13 protein-coding genes and 1 riboswitch are annotated in these 16,354 nt (G+C 66.9%); of the genes, 6 read left to right on the plus strand and 7 right to left on the minus strand.

Features of this window, described 5'->3' with window-relative positions:
* Positions 1-61 precede the first annotated feature (61 nt).
* From AC1Q5A_RS03840 to AC1Q5A_RS03855, 4 genes are all read left to right on the plus strand, one after another.
* A complete protein-coding gene (locus tag AC1Q5A_RS03840) occupies positions 62-457 on the plus strand; it encodes a BlaI/MecI/CopY family transcriptional regulator (protein ID WP_492698481.1) in 396 nt (131 codons plus the stop codon).
* On the plus strand, positions 457-2,178 hold the full coding sequence (locus tag AC1Q5A_RS03845; protein ID WP_492698483.1) for a TonB family protein: 1,722 nt from the start codon (positions 457-459) through the stop codon (positions 2,176-2,178). Before AC1Q5A_RS03840 ends, AC1Q5A_RS03845 begins: the two co-directional genes overlap by 1 nt.
* A 311-nt stretch (positions 2,179-2,489) precedes the next feature.
* Positions 2,490-3,176, plus strand: coding sequence for a response regulator transcription factor (locus AC1Q5A_RS03850; RefSeq protein ID WP_068090153.1), 687 nt, complete (start codon positions 2,490-2,492; stop codon positions 3,174-3,176).
* Positions 3,160-4,443: a sensor histidine kinase gene (locus AC1Q5A_RS03855; RefSeq protein ID WP_492698485.1), complete on the plus strand. Its 1,284-nt coding sequence runs from the start codon at positions 3,160-3,162 to the stop codon at positions 4,441-4,443. Before AC1Q5A_RS03850 ends, AC1Q5A_RS03855 begins: the two co-directional genes overlap by 17 nt.
* 225 nt (positions 4,444-4,668) lie before the next feature.
* Here AC1Q5A_RS03855 and AC1Q5A_RS03860 read toward each other — a convergent pair whose 3' ends face one another.
* The 4 genes from AC1Q5A_RS03860 to ahcY form a co-directional block, all read right to left on the minus strand.
* Complete coding sequence (locus AC1Q5A_RS03860) at positions 4,669-5,586, minus strand: branched-chain amino acid transaminase (RefSeq protein WP_492698487.1); 918 nt, start codon at positions 5,584-5,586, stop codon at positions 4,669-4,671.
* Between the two features lie 53 nt (positions 5,587-5,639).
* Positions 5,640-6,218: a DUF4124 domain-containing protein gene (locus tag AC1Q5A_RS03865; protein ID WP_492698489.1), complete on the minus strand. Its 579-nt coding sequence runs from the start codon at positions 6,216-6,218 to the stop codon at positions 5,640-5,642.
* A gap of 25 nt (positions 6,219-6,243) precedes the next feature.
* Positions 6,244-7,068 (minus strand): methylenetetrahydrofolate reductase [NAD(P)H], encoded by an 825-nt coding sequence (gene metF / locus AC1Q5A_RS03870; protein WP_492698491.1) that lies wholly within the window; start codon positions 7,066-7,068, stop codon positions 6,244-6,246.
* A 404-nt stretch (positions 7,069-7,472) separates the two neighbouring features.
* Positions 7,473-8,912: an adenosylhomocysteinase gene (gene ahcY, locus AC1Q5A_RS03875; protein ID WP_492698493.1), complete on the minus strand. Its 1,440-nt coding sequence runs from the start codon at positions 8,910-8,912 to the stop codon at positions 7,473-7,475.
* 80 nt (positions 8,913-8,992) lie between these two features.
* A riboswitch (S-adenosyl-L-homocysteine riboswitch) is annotated at positions 8,993-9,086 on the minus strand.
* Positions 9,087-9,197: 111 nt separating this feature from the next.
* On the opposite strand from ahcY, the gene ppc reads away from it, so the two are divergent.
* Positions 9,198-11,903 carry a phosphoenolpyruvate carboxylase gene (ppc, locus tag AC1Q5A_RS03880; protein WP_492698495.1) on the plus strand — a complete coding sequence of 902 codons (2,706 nt, stop codon included), beginning with the start codon at positions 9,198-9,200 and terminating at the stop codon, positions 11,901-11,903.
* 74 nt (positions 11,904-11,977) lie between these two features.
* Here the strand turns inward: ppc and AC1Q5A_RS03885 are convergent, their stop codons facing one another.
* The 3 genes from AC1Q5A_RS03885 to AC1Q5A_RS03895 all read right to left on the minus strand — a co-directional run bounded on the left by AC1Q5A_RS03885 (position 11,978) and on the right by AC1Q5A_RS03895 (position 14,841).
* Positions 11,978-12,271: a GIY-YIG nuclease family protein gene (locus tag AC1Q5A_RS03885; protein ID WP_492698497.1), complete on the minus strand. Its 294-nt coding sequence runs from the start codon at positions 12,269-12,271 to the stop codon at positions 11,978-11,980.
* Between the two features lie 4 nt (positions 12,272-12,275).
* Positions 12,276-12,905, minus strand: coding sequence for a glutathione S-transferase family protein (locus AC1Q5A_RS03890; RefSeq protein WP_492698499.1), 630 nt, complete (start codon positions 12,903-12,905; stop codon positions 12,276-12,278).
* A gap of 73 nt (positions 12,906-12,978) precedes the next feature.
* Positions 12,979-14,841, minus strand: a complete 1,863-nt coding sequence (locus tag AC1Q5A_RS03895; RefSeq protein ID WP_492698501.1) for an ATP-binding cassette domain-containing protein — start codon at positions 14,839-14,841, stop codon at positions 12,979-12,981.
* A 158-nt stretch (positions 14,842-14,999) separates the two neighbouring features.
* Between AC1Q5A_RS03895 and AC1Q5A_RS03900 the strand changes: the two genes are divergently transcribed.
* On the plus strand, positions 15,000-16,163 hold the full coding sequence (locus tag AC1Q5A_RS03900) for a Fic family protein (protein ID WP_492698503.1): 1,164 nt from the start codon (positions 15,000-15,002) through the stop codon (positions 16,161-16,163).
* The last annotated feature ends 191 nt before the right edge of the window (positions 16,164-16,354 follow it).

The following is a 16,354-nucleotide window of genomic DNA, read 5'->3' on the forward strand; positions in this document are numbered from 1 at the left end:
CGGGTGGTCCGTGGTTGCCTCCGGCGAAACCGGACCGCCGCCCACCGCGAGAGGCATTGATATGAAAGCGCCGCAGCCTCGCGTACCGAGGCCCACCGAAGCCGAGCTGCAGATCCTGCACGTGCTGTGGTCGCGCGAGGCGTGCACGGTGCGTGAGGTGCACGATGTACTCCATCTCGGCGATGGCGCGGGCTACACCACGGCCTTGAAGCTGCTGCAGGTGATGCACGCCAAGGGATTGGTCGAGCGCGACGATTCGCAGCGGGCCCACGTTTACCGTGCAGCAGTCAGCAAGGAGCGCACCCAGAAATGGTTCCTGCATGACCTGGTGCAGCGCGTGTTCGACGGATCGTCCTCGCAACTGGTTCTGCACGCCTTGGGCAGCCAGCGTACCAGTCGCGCGGAGCTGAAGGCCATTCGCAGCCTGTTGAACAAGCTCGACAAGGACGCGTCGTGATGGATGCGCTGCCGCTGATGCTTGTCGGCGCGCGCGTGATCGGCTGGGCGCTGCTGCACTTCTTCTGGCAGGGTGCCTTGCTGGGCCTGGTCCATACGGTGGTACGGCTGGCGTTGCCGCGGGGTGAGGCACGCTATCGCTTCGGCATGATCATGCTGATCGCGCTCGCCGTTTGCCCATTGTTGACGATATGGCGGTTGCTGGACGCGGCGCCGTCGACCCTCCAGGCGGTTGCAGCAATAGCGACGCCGACCGCCATCAGCCATGGCCCCGCCATCGACGGGGCATGGGCGTGGGATGCCTCGATCGATATCGTTCTGCCGTGGCTGGTGCTGGCATGGTCATTCGGCGTATTGCTGTTGTCGTTGCGGGCATGGCGCCAGTGGCAGGGTCTGAAGGTGCTGGTGCGCATGGCCGAGTCGATGCCTGGTTGGCAAGGGCGCGTAACCGGCCTGGCCAGGCGCTTTGGCTTGCATCGGCGCATTACCGTGTTGTGCAGCAAGGTCGTTGCCACGCCGGTCCTGGTGGGCTGGCTGCGGCCGGTAATCCTGTTGCCGATGGCGGTGGTGTGCAATTTTCCGGCCACCCAGATCGAATTGATACTCGCCCATGAGCTGGCGCATCTGCGTCGCTGGGATCCCATCGCCAACCTGTTCCAGGTCGTTCTGGAGACGCTCTATTTCTATCATCCGGCAGTGCACTGGGTTTCGCGTGATGTGCGCAACGAACGCGAAATTTGTTGTGATGAACTGGCACTTGCGGTGAGTGGCGGCAGCCGGCGTGAGTTCGTGGCGGCGCTGGCCGAACTGGGCGAGCTGCGCGAGCAGCATGGTTCGCTGCTGCTGGCGGCCGCCGGGGGAGTGTTGCTGGATCGTGTCCAGCACATGGTTGTACCGATGCAGACGGCTGCGGCGCGCGCGCCGGCCCGCTTCGTCGGGATGTTGCTCGGTGCTGCCCTGGTGGTGCTCACCTTGCGGATCGAATGGAAGCAGGCAGAGCTGCAGCGAAACCTGACCGAGGCCATCATGCAGATACGGCCGCTGCTGACGCCGTCCTGGCTGTTGCCTGCACGGTCGAAGCTCGAGTGGCATATGCCGGATCTCGCGTTGACGCATGCGGCGGCATTGCGGCCACTGACGGAGGCAACGCCGGAAGCTGACAGGGCTGCACCGCTGATAGCGCCGGGTGCCAAAGTTGACATGGCGATGTTGCCTGTATCGCTGCGGACTTCCGACCTGCCTCTGATTCGCGACGAGGCACCGGTTCGCATTGTCGAACAGGCATCGTCATCCACCATGCCGGCGGTCGCGCCGACACCCATCCGTATACGCCAGCCGATCTATCCCCAGAGCGCGCTGATGCGCGGCATCGAAGGGCAGGTCGTGGTCGAGTTCGGTCTCGCCACTGACGGCAGCGTGGAAGATCTGCGTGTAGTTCGTGCCGAACCCGCGGGGCTGTTCGACCAGGCAGCCATTCATGCGATGCGCAGCTGGAAATATGCACTGCCTGCAGACGGGACCGTTCAGCGACGCTATCGCCAGACCATGGCTTTCGTGCTGCACGCTGCTGGCAGGGGCGGCGCCACCGAGGCGCATGCGGGCAGTGGCGAGATTCAGGCGGTGGCAGGTTGCCAGATCGTTACCGGGACGCATATCTGCCGCTGGCCCGACGATGCGGGGCCGCGCGCAGGCGGAACTGCCGACCTCTCCTTGTGGCATTGAGCGATGTCACAAGAACGTGTGTTTAACCGTGAAGTGAGAGCGGGTTAACTCCACCGTAACCAGCAACCCCCTATAAAGCAGCCACTGTTATTTGCATGGCATGCAGGCCGCCAGGCTCGGTGACGGCAAACGATGGTATCGGGGCAGTAATTTGAGCCCAGGTGCGGCGACGGCGAGTCGCGCATCTGGGCTTTTTCTTGCCTGCGAGGCGGTGCGTTGAAGTTTCTGCACACGCCAGTGCGTTTCGTTCACGCAAGCTTGTTAAGCTTGTATCTCAGCCGGCCCGTGCGCCGGCTGTGCAGGAGTGACACATGCGTGTTCTGGTGATCGAAGACAACAGCGATATCGCGACCAACATCGGCGACTATCTGGAAGATCGCGGCCACGTAGTGGATTTCGCGGGCGACGGCGTGACCGGCCTGCACCTGGCGGTAGTGCACGACTTCGACGTGATCGTGCTCGATCTCACCTTGCCCGGGATGGACGGCCTGGAGGTCGCTCGCAAGCTGCGCCACGAGGCGCACAAGCAGACGCCGATCCTGATGCTGACCGCGCGCGATGCGCTGGAGCAGAAGCTGACCGGCTTCGAGTCCGGCGCCGACGACTACATGACCAAGCCGTTCGCGCTGCAGGAACTGGCGGCGCGGCTGGAAGTGCTGGCGCGTCGCGGCAAGGGTCCGCAGAGTCGCGTGCTGAAGGTGGCCGACCTCACCTTCAACCTCGACACGCTCACGGTGAACCGCGAGGGCAAGTCGATCCAGCTCAACCCGATCGGCCTGAAGCTGCTGCAGGCGCTGATGGAAGCGAGTCCGTCGGTGGTTACCCGGCAGGACCTGGAGCAGCGCGTGTGGGGCGAGGAGCTGCCGGACAGCGATTCGTTGCGCGTGCACATCCACGGTCTGCGTGCGGCGATCGACAAACCGTTCGACAAGCCGTTGATCCACACGCGGCACGGCATTGGCTATCGGATGGTCGAGCCGGATGCAGTCCAGGCGTAAGCTGCGGTTCCGGCTCATCGTCTCGTTCGCGCTGTTCGGCTTCGGCCTCAGCGCGCTGTTCGCCGTGGCCGCGTTGTACGTCCGCGCCAAGGTGGAGGAGCAGCTGGTGGCCTCGGCGCTGCAGCAGGATGCCGACAGCTACGTGCAGCAGATGCACCAGTCGCCGGGTCAGCCGTTCTATTCGAAGCTGATGACCGGCTGGGGCTGGAGCGACCGCACCCTCTACAAGGCGCCGCTGGCTTGGCAGCCGTTGCCCAGCGGCGTGCACGACATCCACGAGACCGACGCGGACGGCCGCCAGCGGCATTACAAGCTGGCGGTAAGCCGGAAGTACGGCCTGATCGCCTTCGTCAAGTACGACGTCAGCCGCGACGACCTCGGCAAGCGGCAGCTGCTGATCAGCGTGATCGGCGCGGTGTTCCTGTTCGGCCTGTTGTCGCTGGTGCTGGGTCTGTGGCTGTCGCGCAAGGTGCTCAAGCCGGTCAGCGAACTGGCCAGGCGCCTGCGCGATTTTCGCAAGGCCGGCAAGGCCGAGCCGCTGGCGCCGCATTTCGCCGACGACGAGGTGGGCGAGCTGGCGCACGCGCTGGACGAGTACTCGGCGCGGCTCACCGCGATGGTCGAGCGCGACCGCGAGTTCAACTCCGATGTCAGCCACGAGTTGCGCACGCCGCTGGCGGTGATCGCCAGCACCACCGAACTGCTGCAGGGTTCGCCCGACCTCACCGAGAAGCTCAGCGAGCGGCTGAAGCGCATCGAGCGCGCCTCGCGCCAGGCCACTGAGCTGATCGAGGCGCTGCTGCTGCTTTCACGCGCCGAGCGGCGCGGCCCCACCCGCGGCGAAACCACCGACGTCGGCAAGGTCGCCGCCGACGTGATCGAGAGCCAGCGCCCGCAGGTGCGCGGCAAGCCGCTGGAGATCGGGCTGGCGGTGAACGAGTCGGTCAGCGTCAACGCGCCGGCTTCGGTACTCTCGGTGGCGCTGACCAACCTGATCGGCAACGCCATCAAGTACACCCTCGAGGGCAATGTGCAGGTGGTGGTGGAAAACGGCTCCATCGAGGTGATCGATACCGGCCCCGGGATCAAGCCCGAGGATGCCGAACGCCTGTTCCAGCGCGGCGTGCGCGGCGAAGGTGCCGGCGGCAGCGGCGCCGGCCTCGGCCTGGCCATCGTGCGCCGGTTGTGCGAGCTCTACGGCTGGGATGTCTCGATGCGCCCGCGTGCCGACGCCAACGGCGCGATCGCCAGCATCAGGTTCGGCTGAGCGCGAGGAGTGAATGGTGGAGCGAAGAGTGAGAAACGAGAATTAGCGCGTAGGGCGGGCACCGCCCGCCGTTTTGTCACTCGACCACTGATCGAAAAATTGATCGAAAAGCCGGCGGGCGGTGCCCGCCCTACGGAGCGTGGCCTGGGAACGTGTGAGGGAGAGTGGGGAACGAAGGCTCTATGCTCTCGTTTCCCACCCTTCGCACCACACGCATTTCTGCTCTCAGACCTGCTCCAGCCAGCCCCACTTGTCGTGGGTGCGGCCGTCGAACAGGCCGAAGAACAGCTCCTGCAGGCGCAGGGTGACGCGGCCGGCCTTGCCGGTGCCGACCTGCTTGCCGTCGACCGAGCGGATCGGGGTGATCTCGGCGGCGGTGCCACACATCAGCACTTCCTCGGCGAGGTAGAGGTATTCGCGCGGAATGTCGCGCTCGACCACCGCGATGCCGTCTTCGCGGGCCAGCGTCATCAGCGTGTTGCGGGTGATGCCGGTGAGCAGCGAGGCACTGGCCGGCGGAGTGTGCAGCACGCCGTCGAAGACCAGGAACAGGTTCTCGCCGGCGCCTTCGCTGAGCAGGCCGGTCGAGGCCAGCGCAATGCCTTCGCCGAAGCCGAGGCGGCGCGCCTCGCGCGCGATCAGCTGGCCCGAGAGGTAGTTGCCGCCGGCCTTGGCGCCGGCCGGGATGGTGTTCGGCGCGAAGCGCTGCCAGCTCGACACGCAGGCGTCGATGCCGTTCTGCAGCGCCTCGGCGCCGAGGTATGGGCCCATCGGCCAGGCGGCCACGGCCATGTCGATCGGGGTTTCGGCGGACAGGCCGAAACCGCCCAGGCCGCGCCAGGCAACCGGGCGCAGGTAGGCGGCGCCAAGGCCGTTCCTCTTGATCACCTCGCGGCAGGCCGCAGCCAGCTCGTCGGCCGTGTACGGCAGCGCCATGTCGTAGATCTTGGCCGACTGGTACAGCCGGTTCAGGTGGTCGGTGAGGCGGAAGATCGCCGCGCCGTCGGGCGTGGCGTAGCTGCGGATGCCCTCGAACACTGACGAGCCGTAGTGCAGCGCATGCGACATCACATGCGTGGTCGCCTCGGCCCAGGGCTTGATGCTGCCGTTCTGCCAGATCCATTCGGGGTATTGCTGCGCCATGTCGATTCTCCAATGGTGACCGCCCATGATAACTGCCGGGCGTCGGGCCGGCGTCAATTCGCGTCGCGCAACCACAGGCAGCCGGCCTGGCGCACGATGTCGAAGCGCAGTTGGCGCGAGTCGCCGCTGCCGTCGTTGCCGGCGGTGTGCAGCACCAGCCGGTCGTCGGCAGGCGATGGCACGGATGGCCGGTCGCTGGCGAATGGATCGCTGGCGCTGGCGGCCGGTGCCGGTGCAGCGGCGCCCGGAATGTCCACGTCCAGCAGCGGCTGTTTCATCAGTTCGGCCAGCGAGTGGATGTTCGCGACCGCCGTGCCGCGGCCGTAGCCGTTCCACAGCATCAGGCCAGCCAGGCGATTCGGGTCGCGGCTGGCGAACGCGGCGATCACGCTCTGGCGCAGTTCGTGGCGGCTGGCCGCGCACAGGATCGGCGGCGGTGTGGCGGCCGGCGGTGCCATGTTGCCGGGTTTGGCGGCGGGGGCAGCCGGGGTAGCCTGCAGCGCCGCGCAGGGTTGGTCGGTGAACACCGCGTCGCCGTTCGCGCCGATGCAGCGATGGATCGGCGCCTGCGCCGCGGCGGGTGCGGCGCAGGCGAGCAGGATCTGGCAGGAAAGGATGGCTGACCGGCGCATCGCGCCAGCATAGCCCTGCCGCGGATCAGGAAAGTTGCTGCAGTACCGCCTGCGTCGCCCTGGCACGGTTGAGGGTATAGAAGTGCAGGCCGGGCGCACCTTCGTCGAGCAGGCGCCGGCACAGCTGCGCCACCACCTCGGCACCGAGCGCGCGGACCGAATCGGCGTCGTCGCCGTGGGCCTGCATGCGCTTGGCGATCCAGCGCGGGATTTCGGCGCCGCACAGGTCGGAGAAGCGCTTCAGCTGGCTGTAGTTCGCGATCGGCATGATGCCCGGCACGATCGGCACGTTCACGCCGAGCTTGCGCACGTCGTCGACGAAGCGGAAATACGCGTCGGGGTTGAAGAAGTACTGGGTGATCGCGCCGTTCGCGCCGGCGTCGATCTTCGCCTTGAAGTGCTGCAGGTCGCGCAGCGCGTCGTCGGCTTGCGGATGGGTTTCCGGGTACGCCGCCACCTCGATGTGGAAGTGGTCGCCGCAGTGCTCGCGGATGAAGCCCACCAGTTCGGCGGCGTAGCGGAAGTCGCCCGCGCTGGCCATGCCGGAGGGCATGTCGCCGCGCAGCGCGACGAGGCGCCGGTAGCCCGCGGCGCGGTAATTGTCCAGCAGCGCGGCGATCTCGGCCCGGGTGCCGCCCATGCACGACAGGTGCGGGGCCACATCGAGGCCATGCCGTGTGTGCAGGTGTGCCACCGTATCGCCGGTGTAACTGAGGGTGGAGCCGCCGGCGCCGAAGGTGACCGAGGCGTATTCCGGCTGGTGCGCCTTCAGCGCCTGTGCCGCCCGGTCCAGTTGTGCGCGCTGCTCGTCGGTCTTGGGCGGGAAGAATTCGAAGCTGATCGAAGGCATCGCACGGGTTCCTGGTTGCGGTGCCGGGGAGTATATATCTTTATGTCGCGATGAAGCGATAGATAAAAGCGACCCCACCCCGGCCCTCCCCTGCTAGGCAGGGGAGGGAGCAGGGCGCGCAGTTTCGGTTCGGTCCCTCCCCCTGCTAGGCAGGGGAGGGAGCAGGGCGCGCAGTTCCGGTTCGGATCCTCCCCCTGCGACGCAGGGGAGGGAGCAGGGCGCGCAGTTTCGGTTCGGATCCTCCCCCTGCGTCGCAGGGGAGGGAGCAGGGCGCGCAGTTCCGGTTCGGTCCCTCCCCCTGCGACGCAGGGGGAGGTCAGGAGGGGGTCTGCTTTTGATCTTTGCCATCAAACAAAAAACGGGGCGCATTGCTGCACCCCGTTCCAGTCTCGATCCCGCTCGGATCAGTAGCGGTAGTGCTCCGGCTTGTACGGGCCTTCCACCGGCACGCCGAGGTAGGCGGCCTGTTCGGCGCTGAGCGTGGTCAGCTTCACGCCGATCTTCTCCAGGTGCAGGCGCGCGACTTCCTCGTCGAGCTTCTTCGGCAGGATGTAGACCTTGGCCTCGTAGCGGTCCTTGTTCGCCCACAGGTCGATCTGCGCCAGCGTCTGGTTGGAGAACGAGTTGGACATCACGAAGCTCGGGTGGCCGGTGGCGCAGCCGAGGTTGACCAGGCGGCCTTCGGCGAGCAGGAAGATCGCGCGGCCATCCTTGAAGGTGTACCTGTCCACCTGCGGCTTGATGTTGAGCTTGCTCACGCCGGCCATCGCGTTCAGCGCGTCGACCTGGATCTCGTTGTCGAAGTGGCCGATGTTGCAGACGATGGCCTGGTCCTTCATCGACTTCAAGTGATCCAGCGTCAGCACGTCCTTGTTGCCGGTGGTGGTGACGTAGATGTCGCCGCGGCCCAGCGTGCTCTCGACCGTGTTGACCTCGAAGCCTTCCATCGCCGCCTGCAGCGCGTTGATCGGGTCGATCTCGGTGACCACCACGCGCGCGCCGTAGGCACGCAGCGAATGCGCGCAGCCCTTGCCGACGTCGCCGTAGCCGCAGACCACCGCGACCTTGCCGGCCAGCATCACGTCCATCGCCCGCTTCAGGCCGTCGGCCAGCGACTCGCGGCAGCCGTACAGGTTGTCGAACTTGCTCTTGGTGACCGAGTCGTTGACGTTGATCGCCGGCACCAGCAGCGACTTCGCCTCGGCCAGCTGGTACAGGCGGTGCACGCCGGTGGTGGTCTCCTCGGAGACGCCCTTCCAGTCCTTGACCACGGTGTGCCAGTAGCCCGGACGCTCGGCATGCACGCGCTTCAGCAGGTTCTTGATCACCTGCTCCTCGTGCGAGGACGCCTTCTCGTCGACCCACTTCGAACCGTTCTCCAGCTCGTAGCCCTTGTGGATCAGCAATGTGACGTCGCCACCGTCGTCGACCACCAGCTGCGGGCCGAGGAAACCGCCCTTGCCGTCGGGGAAGGACAGCGCGTCCAGCGTGCAGTCCCAGTATTCCTCCAGCGTCTCGCCCTTCCAGGCAAACACCGGCGTGCCGGTGGCGGCGATCGCGGCGGCGGCGTGGTCCTGGGTGGAGAAGATGTTGCACGAGGCCCAGCGCACGTCGGCGCCGATGTCCTTCAGCGTCTCGATCAGCACCGCGGTCTGGATCGTCATGTGCAGCGAGCCGGTCACGCGCACGCCCTTCAGCGGCCGGGTGGCGGCGTATTTCTTGCGGATCGACATCAGGCCCGGCATCTCGTGCTCGGCGATGTCCAGCTCCTTGCGGCCGAAGTCGGCCAGCGAGAGGTCGCGGATCTTGTAGTCGTGGGTGTTTTCTTTGAGTGCGGCGTTCATCGTAATCTCCGGTTAGTGCGAGGCTCTTGTGAAGAGTCCGGCCATGGATGGCCGGTCTGCTGCGAAGGGACTCGCGTGCAAACAACCGGGCGCCGTTGTGGAACGTGCCGCGCCGAGCCTGGCCGGTTCCCGCGAAGTTCGTTCACGGCAGCGGTCGCAGCGCCCCTCGGCGGGCAGTACGGAGCGGGCATTGTAACGGCAGACATGAGCTTATGCCGCATGGTTGGGTGCCCCACGCGCCGGGATTGGTTACGCTGGTGGCTTGGCCCGTCATGGAGCAGCTGCGTGGAACAAAGTCGCGAACCCGAATTCCTGCCGCCGGACGGCCCGTTGCGTGAGGACGTCAGCCGGCTCGGGGCGATGGTCGGGCGGATGCTGGCCGAGCAAGGTGGCGACGCGTTTTACGAGCGGGTCGAACAGGTGCGCACCGCAGCGATCTGCCGCCGCCGCGAAGGAGCTTCGGTCGACGACTTGGCCGACTCGCTGGCCGGCCTCGACGCCGCCGATGCCGAGGCGCTGGCGCGTGCGTTCGCCACCTATTTCCAGGCAGTGAACACGGCCGAACGGGTGCACCGCATCCGCCGCCGCCGCGACTATCAGCGCGAGGGCAGCGCGCCGCAGCCGGAATCGCTGCTCGACGTGCTGGGTCGGCTGAAGGCCGAAGGCGTGGGCGCCGACGAACTGGTCGACTGGCTCGAACGGCTGTGGATCGAGCCGGTGTTCACCGCGCACCCGACCGAGGCGGTGCGCCGCTCGCTGCTGGAGAAGGAACAGGCGATCGTCGCTTCGCTGATCGACGGCTTCGATCCACAGCGGACGCCGCAGGAGCGGCAGGAGGACGACGACCGGATCTACACGGCGCTGTCCGCGGGCTGGCAGACCGCCGAGGCCTCGCCGGTGCGGCCCAGCGTGCAGGACGAGCGCGAGCACGTGGATTTCTACCTGGCCAACCCGCTGTACCGGATCGTGCCGGCGCTGTACGAATCGCTGGCGCAGGCGCTGCAACAAACCTACGGTGTGGCGATCAAGTTGCCGCGGCTGCTGCGTTTCGCCAGTTGGGTCGGCGGCGACATGGACGGCAACCCGAACGTGGGCGCCGGCACCATCGCCGACTGCCTCGACTCGCAGCGCGCGCTGGTGCTGGAGCGCTACCGCGAGGACGTTGCCACGCTGGCGCGGTCGCTCAGCCAGACCGAGGGACGGGTCGCCGCCTCGGCGGCGCTGCACGCGCGGCTGGCGGACTATCGTGCACGCTTTCCCGCCGCCGCGGCGCAGATCCGTCCGCGCCACGCCGACATGCCGTACCGCTGCCTGCTGCAGCTGGTCGGCGCGCGGCTGGCGCTGACCGGTGACGAATCTTCGGACGGCTATCCGTCCAGTGACGAATTGCTTGACGACCTGCAGCTGATCGCCGACAGCCTGTTCCGGCATCGCGGCGTGCACGCCGGCGCTTACGCGGTGGAACGCCTGCTGTGCCGCGTGCGCAGCTTCGGCTTCCACCTGGCGCGGCTCGACGTGCGGCAGGATTCGCGCGTGCACGATGACGCGCTTTCGGCCCTGCTGGCGGATCCGGGCTGGCCCGCCCGCGGCGGCGCCGAGCGGGCCGGGCGCCTGCGTCCGTACGCCAACGGTGAAGCGGTTTTTCCAGACAGCGACGACGCCAGCGCCACGTCGCTGCAGGCGGTGTTCGCCACCTTGCGCGACAGCCGTCGCAGCCATGGCCGCGACGCCACCGGCCTGTACATCATCAGCATGGCGCGTTCGGCCGCCGACGTACTGGCGGTATTGGCACTGGCGCGCCGCGGCGGCCTGGTCGATACAACAGGCGACGTGCCGCTCAACATCGCGCCGCTGTTCGAGACCGTCGACGACCTGAAGAACGCGCCGGCCACGCTGCGCGCGCTGCTCGACGACCCGGTCTACCGCCGCCACCTCGCCGCGCGCGGCGACCAGCAGTGGGTGATGCTGGGCTACTCCGACAGCGGCAAGGACGGTGGCACGCTGGCCTCGCGCTGGGGCCTGCAGCGCGCCCAGGTGGAACTGCTGGAGGTGGCGAACGCGGCCGGCATCCAGCTGGCCTTCTTCCACGGCCGCGGCGGCTCGGCCAGTCGCGGCGGCGCGCGCATCACACCGGCGCTGATGTCCGCGCCGCGCGGCGCGGTGGCCGGCGTGCTGCGGGTGACCGAACAGGGCGAGGTGATCCATCGCAAGTACGGCATCCGCGCGCTGGCACTGCGCAACCTGGAGCAGACCGTGGGTGCGGTACTGCGTGCGTCGCTGCGCCCGCGCGAAGACGAGCCGCGCGAGGAGCGCTGGCGTGAAGTGATGAACACGCTGTCGGCGACCAGCCGGCAGAGCTATCGCGCCTTCGTCGAGCGCGACGGATTCGTCGACTATTTCCGCAGCGCCACGCCGGTCGACGTGATCGAGCAGATGACCCTGGGCTCGCGCCCGGCCAGCCGCCGCAGCATGCGCGGCGTGCAGGACCTGCGCGCGATCCCGTGGGTATTCGCCTGGACCCAGTGCCGCTCGATCCTGCCTGGCTGGTACGGCCTGGGCAGCGCGCTGGAGCAGGGCATGCAGCAGTTCGGCGAAGCCGTGCTGGCGGAGATGGCGCGTGACTGGCCGTTCTTCTGCAACCTGCTGGACGACGTGGAGATGGTGCTGGCCAAGTGCGACCTGGACATCGCCGAGGCGTTCTCCAAATTGTCCGGCCCGCTGCACGACGAGTTCTTCGGCCTGATCCGCGATGAGTTCGCGCGCACCCGCCACTGGCTGTTGCGGTTGAAGGGCAGTGAGGTGCTCTTGCGCGGCGAGCCGCGCCTGGCCGCCTCGATCCGACTGCGCAACCCCTACGTCGATCCGATGAGCCTGCTGCAGGTCGACCTGCTGCAGCGCTGGCGCGCAGGCGATCGCGCGGACGATGCCGTGCTGCAGGCGCTGGTGGCCTGCGTCAATGGCGTTTCGCAGGGGTTGCAGAACACTGGCTGATCCACCGCGTAGGGCGGGCACCGCCCGCCGGCTCGTTGCTCTTGCGTGGTGGAGAGCGGCGGGCGGTGCCCGCCCTACGGAGGTGTCGTGAAGCGCATGCTTTCGAGCAGGGCAGCGATGCGGGCCTCGCGCGGCAGGCGCTTCCACGCGATCTCCAGCCTGAGCGCCTCGCTGCGGCTGGCGACCCAGACCCAGCCGAGCAGCCGTTTCGGCGGGTTGGCGCGGGTGAAGCGGGCGCCCTTGCCGCCGAGGTGCTTCGCGTAGCGCTGCTCGGGGTCGCGGGCGATGCCGGTGTAGACACGACCGTCGGCGCATTCGAGCAGGTAGACGGCCCAGGCGTCGTCGCCGGGCGCATCCGCGTCGCTCATCCGCTCAGGCCCATTCGATCAGGCTTTCGGCATCGCAGACGCGCTTCCACGACGGGCGCGCCTTCAGGCGCGTGGCCAGTGCCGCCAGTTGTGGCCACGCCGTTGCCGGCTTCGGCATGTTGCGTGACCAGCGCATCAGCATCAACGCGTAAAGATCGACGACGCTGAAACGCCCGCCCAGCATATGCGGGCCATGCGTGGCGAGGTGCGCGTCGATATGGGACCAGCATTTCTCGATGCCGGCACGGGCGGCCTGCTTGATCGCGTCGGCGCTCTCCGGCAGATGGTCGCCGGGGTAGAACCACTGGCGGAACAGCGGCTGCAGGGTGTTGGCGAGGTACAGCATCCATTGCAGGTAATCCGCGCGTCCGGCACTGCCGGGGACCGGCGCCAGCGCGGCTTCGGGGTGGCGTTCGGCCAGCAGTATCGCCAGTGCCGCGGCTTCGCCGTGCGGTACGCCGTCGACCACCAGGGTCGGCACCACGCCGTTCGGGTTGATCGCCAGGTACGCCGCGCTGCGCTGCTCGCCCTTCTCGATGTCGATGTGCTTGAGCTCGTGCGGCGCGCCGATTTCCAGCAGCGCCAGGTGCACCAGCAGGTTGGCCGAGCCGGGAGCGTAGTAGAGCGTGTACATGGTGGTTGTCCGCAAGAATAATCCACCGATGATACGCCGCTGCCGGCCTGCACGATGACGTGCAGGGCTGGTGTCAGGCGTCCAGTTCCGCCCAGCGCGCGTAGGCCGCATCCAGCTCCGCCTGCAGCGCTACCAGCGCCTCGTTCGCCTTGACGATGGCGGCGCTGTCCTGCTGGAAGAACGCCGGCTCGGCCATGGTGGCGGTGCGTGCGGCGATGTCGCCTTCCAGTTGCTCGATGCGCTTGGGCAACTGCTCCAGCTCGTGCTGTTCCTTGAAGCTGCGCTTGCGCTTCGGTGCGGCAGGCGCACTCGGTGCCGGTGTCGTTGCAGTGGACTTGCCCGTGCTGGTGCTGCTGCGCGGGCCGGGCTTCTGGCGCAGCCAGTCGCTGTAGCCGCCCACGTATTCGCCGATCCGGCCTTCGCCTTCCAGCACCAGGGTGCTGGAGACCACGTTGTCGAGGAAGGCGCGGTCGTGCGAAACCAGCAGCAGGGTGCCCTGGTAGTCGGTCAGCAGTTCTTCCAGCAGTTCGAGCGTCTCGACGTCGAGGTCGTTGGTGGGCTCGTCCATCACCAGCAGGTTGGACGGCTGCGCGAACAGCTTGGCCAGCAGCAGGCGGTTGCGCTCGCCGCCGGACAGGCGGGTGATCGGCGCGCGTGCGCGCTCGGGCGAGAACAGGAAATCCTGCAGATAGCCGATGATGTGCTTGCGTTGGCCGTTGAGCTCGATGTACTCGCGGCCCTCGGCCACGTTGTCCAGTGCGTTGAGCTGGTCGTTGAGCTGCAGCCGGTGCTGGTCGAAGTAGGCGATCTGGATGCCGGTGCCCAGCTCCGCGCTGCCGCGCTGCGGCTGCAGTTCGCCCAGCATGATCTTCAGCAAGGTGCTCTTGCCGGCGCCGTTCGGTCCGATGATGCCGATGCGGTCGCCGCGCATCACGGTGGTGGTGAGGTCGTCGATCAGCACGCGACCGCCGTAGGCCTGGTGCACGTGCTCGAGGTCGATCACCTTCTTGCCCGAGGCCTGCGCGTTGGCCGCGGTCATCTTCACGTTGCCGCCGAGTTCGCGCCGTTGCGCGCGTTCCACGCGCAGCGCCTTCAGCGCACGCACGCGGCCCTCGTTGCGCGTGCGCCGGGCCTTGATGCCCTGGCGGATCCAGACTTCTTCCTGCGCCAGCTTCTTGTCGAACAGCGCGTTGGCCTGGGCTTCGGCGTGCAGGCGTTCCTCGCGCCGGCGCAGGTAGTTGTCGTAGTCGCCGGGCCAGTCGGTCAGCGCGCCGCGGTCGATCTCGACGATGCGCGTGGCCAGCGCGCGCAGGAAGCTGCGGTCGTGGGTGACGAAGATGATGCTGCCGGCGAACTGCTTGAGGAAGGTTTCCAGCCAGCCGATCGCCTCGATGTCGAGGTGGTTGGTCGGTTCGTCCAGCAGCAGCACGTCGGGCTTGCGCACCAGCGCCTGCGCCAGCAGCACGCGGCGCTTCATGCCGCCGGACAGCGCGGCGAAGTCGGTCTCGCCGGGCAGTTCCAGCTGGGTCAGCACGTCGCTGACCCGGCGGTCCAGGTCCCAGCCATGCTGCGCCTCGATCTGGTGCTGCACGTCGCCCAGCGCGTCGAAGTCGCCCTCGTCGAGCAGGTGGTGATAGCGCGCCAGCAGATGGCCGAGATCGCCCAGGCCGTCGGCGACCACGTCGAATACACTGCCTTCGGTGCCGTGCGGCACCTCCTGCGCCATCCGCGCGATCACCACGCCGTTCTGTATCCGCACCTCGCCGTCGTCGGCATGCAGCTCGCCGGCGATCAGCTTCATCAGGGTGGATTTGCCTTCGCCGTTGCGGCCGACGATGCACACCCGCTCGTTCGCCTCGATCGACAGATCGACGTGTTCGAGCAGGAGTGGGCCGCCGATGCTGAAGTCGACGCATTGCAGTTGGATAAGGGACATCCGGCCATTGTAGCTGGAGCGTGTTGGCCATCTGCCCTTGAGGCAGGCGCAACGCGAATCTTTCCCATGGCAGCGGCTGTTTTATTTTAGGAAAAATTGATTGCCATAATTTTCTCAAAAATCTACAGTGCCTGGATTGGGAAAACGGGGGCAGCGCCATGGAACGAAGAACCGGTGACTACGTGGCTGGCAGCCTCGCTGGCAGTCATTACAAGGCTTTCGTACCGAAGCCGCTGCCGCCAAAACCACCGTTGGTGTTTGGTCCTGCTCTGGTTGCGCAGCTCGAGCGCGCCAACCAGGCGCTTGGTCGCTTGGATGGCATCACCCTGATGCTGCCCGACCCGGCGTTGTTCCTGTATCAGTACGTGCGCAAGGAAGCCTTGCTGTCTTCCCAGATCGAGGGCACCCAATCCTCGCTGTCCGACTTGTTGCTGTACGAACTGGCCGAGATGCCGGGGGTGCCGATCGACGATGTGGAGGAGGTGTCCAACTACGTGGCTGCGCTCCAGCATGGCCTCAAGCGCCTGCGCGAAGATGACTTTCCACTGTCATTGCGGCTGATCCGCGAGATTCACGGCGTGCTGTTGCGTGGAGGTCGTGGCGCGACCAAGCATCCCGGTGAGTTTCGTATCGGCCAGAACTGGATCGGTGGCAAGTCGCCCGCGCTGGCCGGCTTTGTGCCGCCACCGCCCGAGCGTCTGGCGGATTGCCTGAGCGAGCTGGAAGCCTTCCTGCACACCGGCCGGAACGAGATGCCGGCCCTGATCAAGGCGGCGCTGGTTCATGTGCAGTTCGAGACGATTCATCCGTTCAACGATGGCAACGGCCGCGTCGGGCGTCTGTTGATCGCGCTGATTCTTTGCGCCGAGGGTGTGCTGCGCGAGCCCTCGCTTTACCTCAGCCTGTATTTCAAGACGCGACGCCGGCAGTACTACGCGCAACTGGACGCCGTGCGCAAAACCGGCAACTGGGAGGCCTGGTTGCTGTTCTTCCTTGAAGGCGTGGAATCCACCTCGCAACAGGCCGTGGATACCGCACAGCGCATCCTGGCACTGTTTGCGGAAGATCGTGAAAAAGTGCGCGGACTAGGTCGTCGTGCCGGCAACGCATTGCAGGTGTTCGAGCAGTTCATCCGACGCCCGATTCTCGATGCGCCGACCATCCACAAGACGCTGACCGTAGCCCCGCCCACCGTACGCTCGGCTATCGGTGCCCTTCAGGGGTTGGGCCTGCTCAATGAAATTACCGGTCAGCAGCGCAATCGCATCTGGATCTACCAGAGTTACTACGGGCTGCTGAGCGAAGGCGCCGCGCCGCTTTGACGAGATCGCTGCCGCACTCTCGCTCCTGATATTTCCACAAGGGCTGCCATATCACGCGTTCTTGCTACCGCTTCGCCGACGACAAAGATCGGGTGACCGACCCGCCGACCGCGTGCGCGCGGCTTTCGGCCTGCCACCGATCGATCACCGTCGCCGGTTGGCCGCGTATTTGCCGCCGGGAATGTTGCTGC

It is taken from the genome of Rhodanobacter sp. GW835-FHT13D09, from assembly GCF_058793995.1.

Bases quoted from the DNA above. Each gene is read 5' to 3' on its own strand.
- AC1Q5A_RS03840 (WP_492698481.1), top strand. From the start codon at position 62: ATGAAAGCGCCGCAGCCTCGCGTACCGAGGCCCACCGAAGCCGAGCTG.
- AC1Q5A_RS03845 (WP_492698483.1), top strand. From the start codon at position 457: ATGGATGCGCTGCCGCTGATGCTTGTCGGCGCGCGCGTGATCGGCTGG.
- AC1Q5A_RS03850 (WP_068090153.1), top strand. From the start codon at position 2,490: ATGCGTGTTCTGGTGATCGAAGACAACAGCGATATCGCGACCAACATC.
- AC1Q5A_RS03855 (WP_492698485.1), top strand. From the start codon at position 3,160: ATGCAGTCCAGGCGTAAGCTGCGGTTCCGGCTCATCGTCTCGTTCGCG.
- AC1Q5A_RS03860 (WP_492698487.1), bottom strand. From the start codon at position 5,586: ATGGCGCAGCAATACCCCGAATGGATCTGGCAGAACGGCAGCATCAAG.
- AC1Q5A_RS03865 (WP_492698489.1), bottom strand. From the start codon at position 6,218: ATGCGCCGGTCAGCCATCCTTTCCTGCCAGATCCTGCTCGCCTGCGCC.
- metF (WP_492698491.1), bottom strand. From the start codon at position 7,068: ATGCCTTCGATCAGCTTCGAATTCTTCCCGCCCAAGACCGACGAGCAG.
- ahcY (WP_492698493.1), bottom strand. From the start codon at position 8,912: ATGAACGCCGCACTCAAAGAAAACACCCACGACTACAAGATCCGCGAC.
- AC1Q5A_RS03885 (WP_492698497.1), bottom strand. From the start codon at position 12,271: ATGAGCGACGCGGATGCGCCCGGCGACGACGCCTGGGCCGTCTACCTG.
- AC1Q5A_RS03890 (WP_492698499.1), bottom strand. From the start codon at position 12,905: ATGTACACGCTCTACTACGCTCCCGGCTCGGCCAACCTGCTGGTGCAC.
- AC1Q5A_RS03895 (WP_492698501.1), bottom strand. From the start codon at position 14,841: ATGTCCCTTATCCAACTGCAATGCGTCGACTTCAGCATCGGCGGCCCA.
- AC1Q5A_RS03900 (WP_492698503.1), top strand. From the start codon at position 15,000: ATGGAACGAAGAACCGGTGACTACGTGGCTGGCAGCCTCGCTGGCAGT.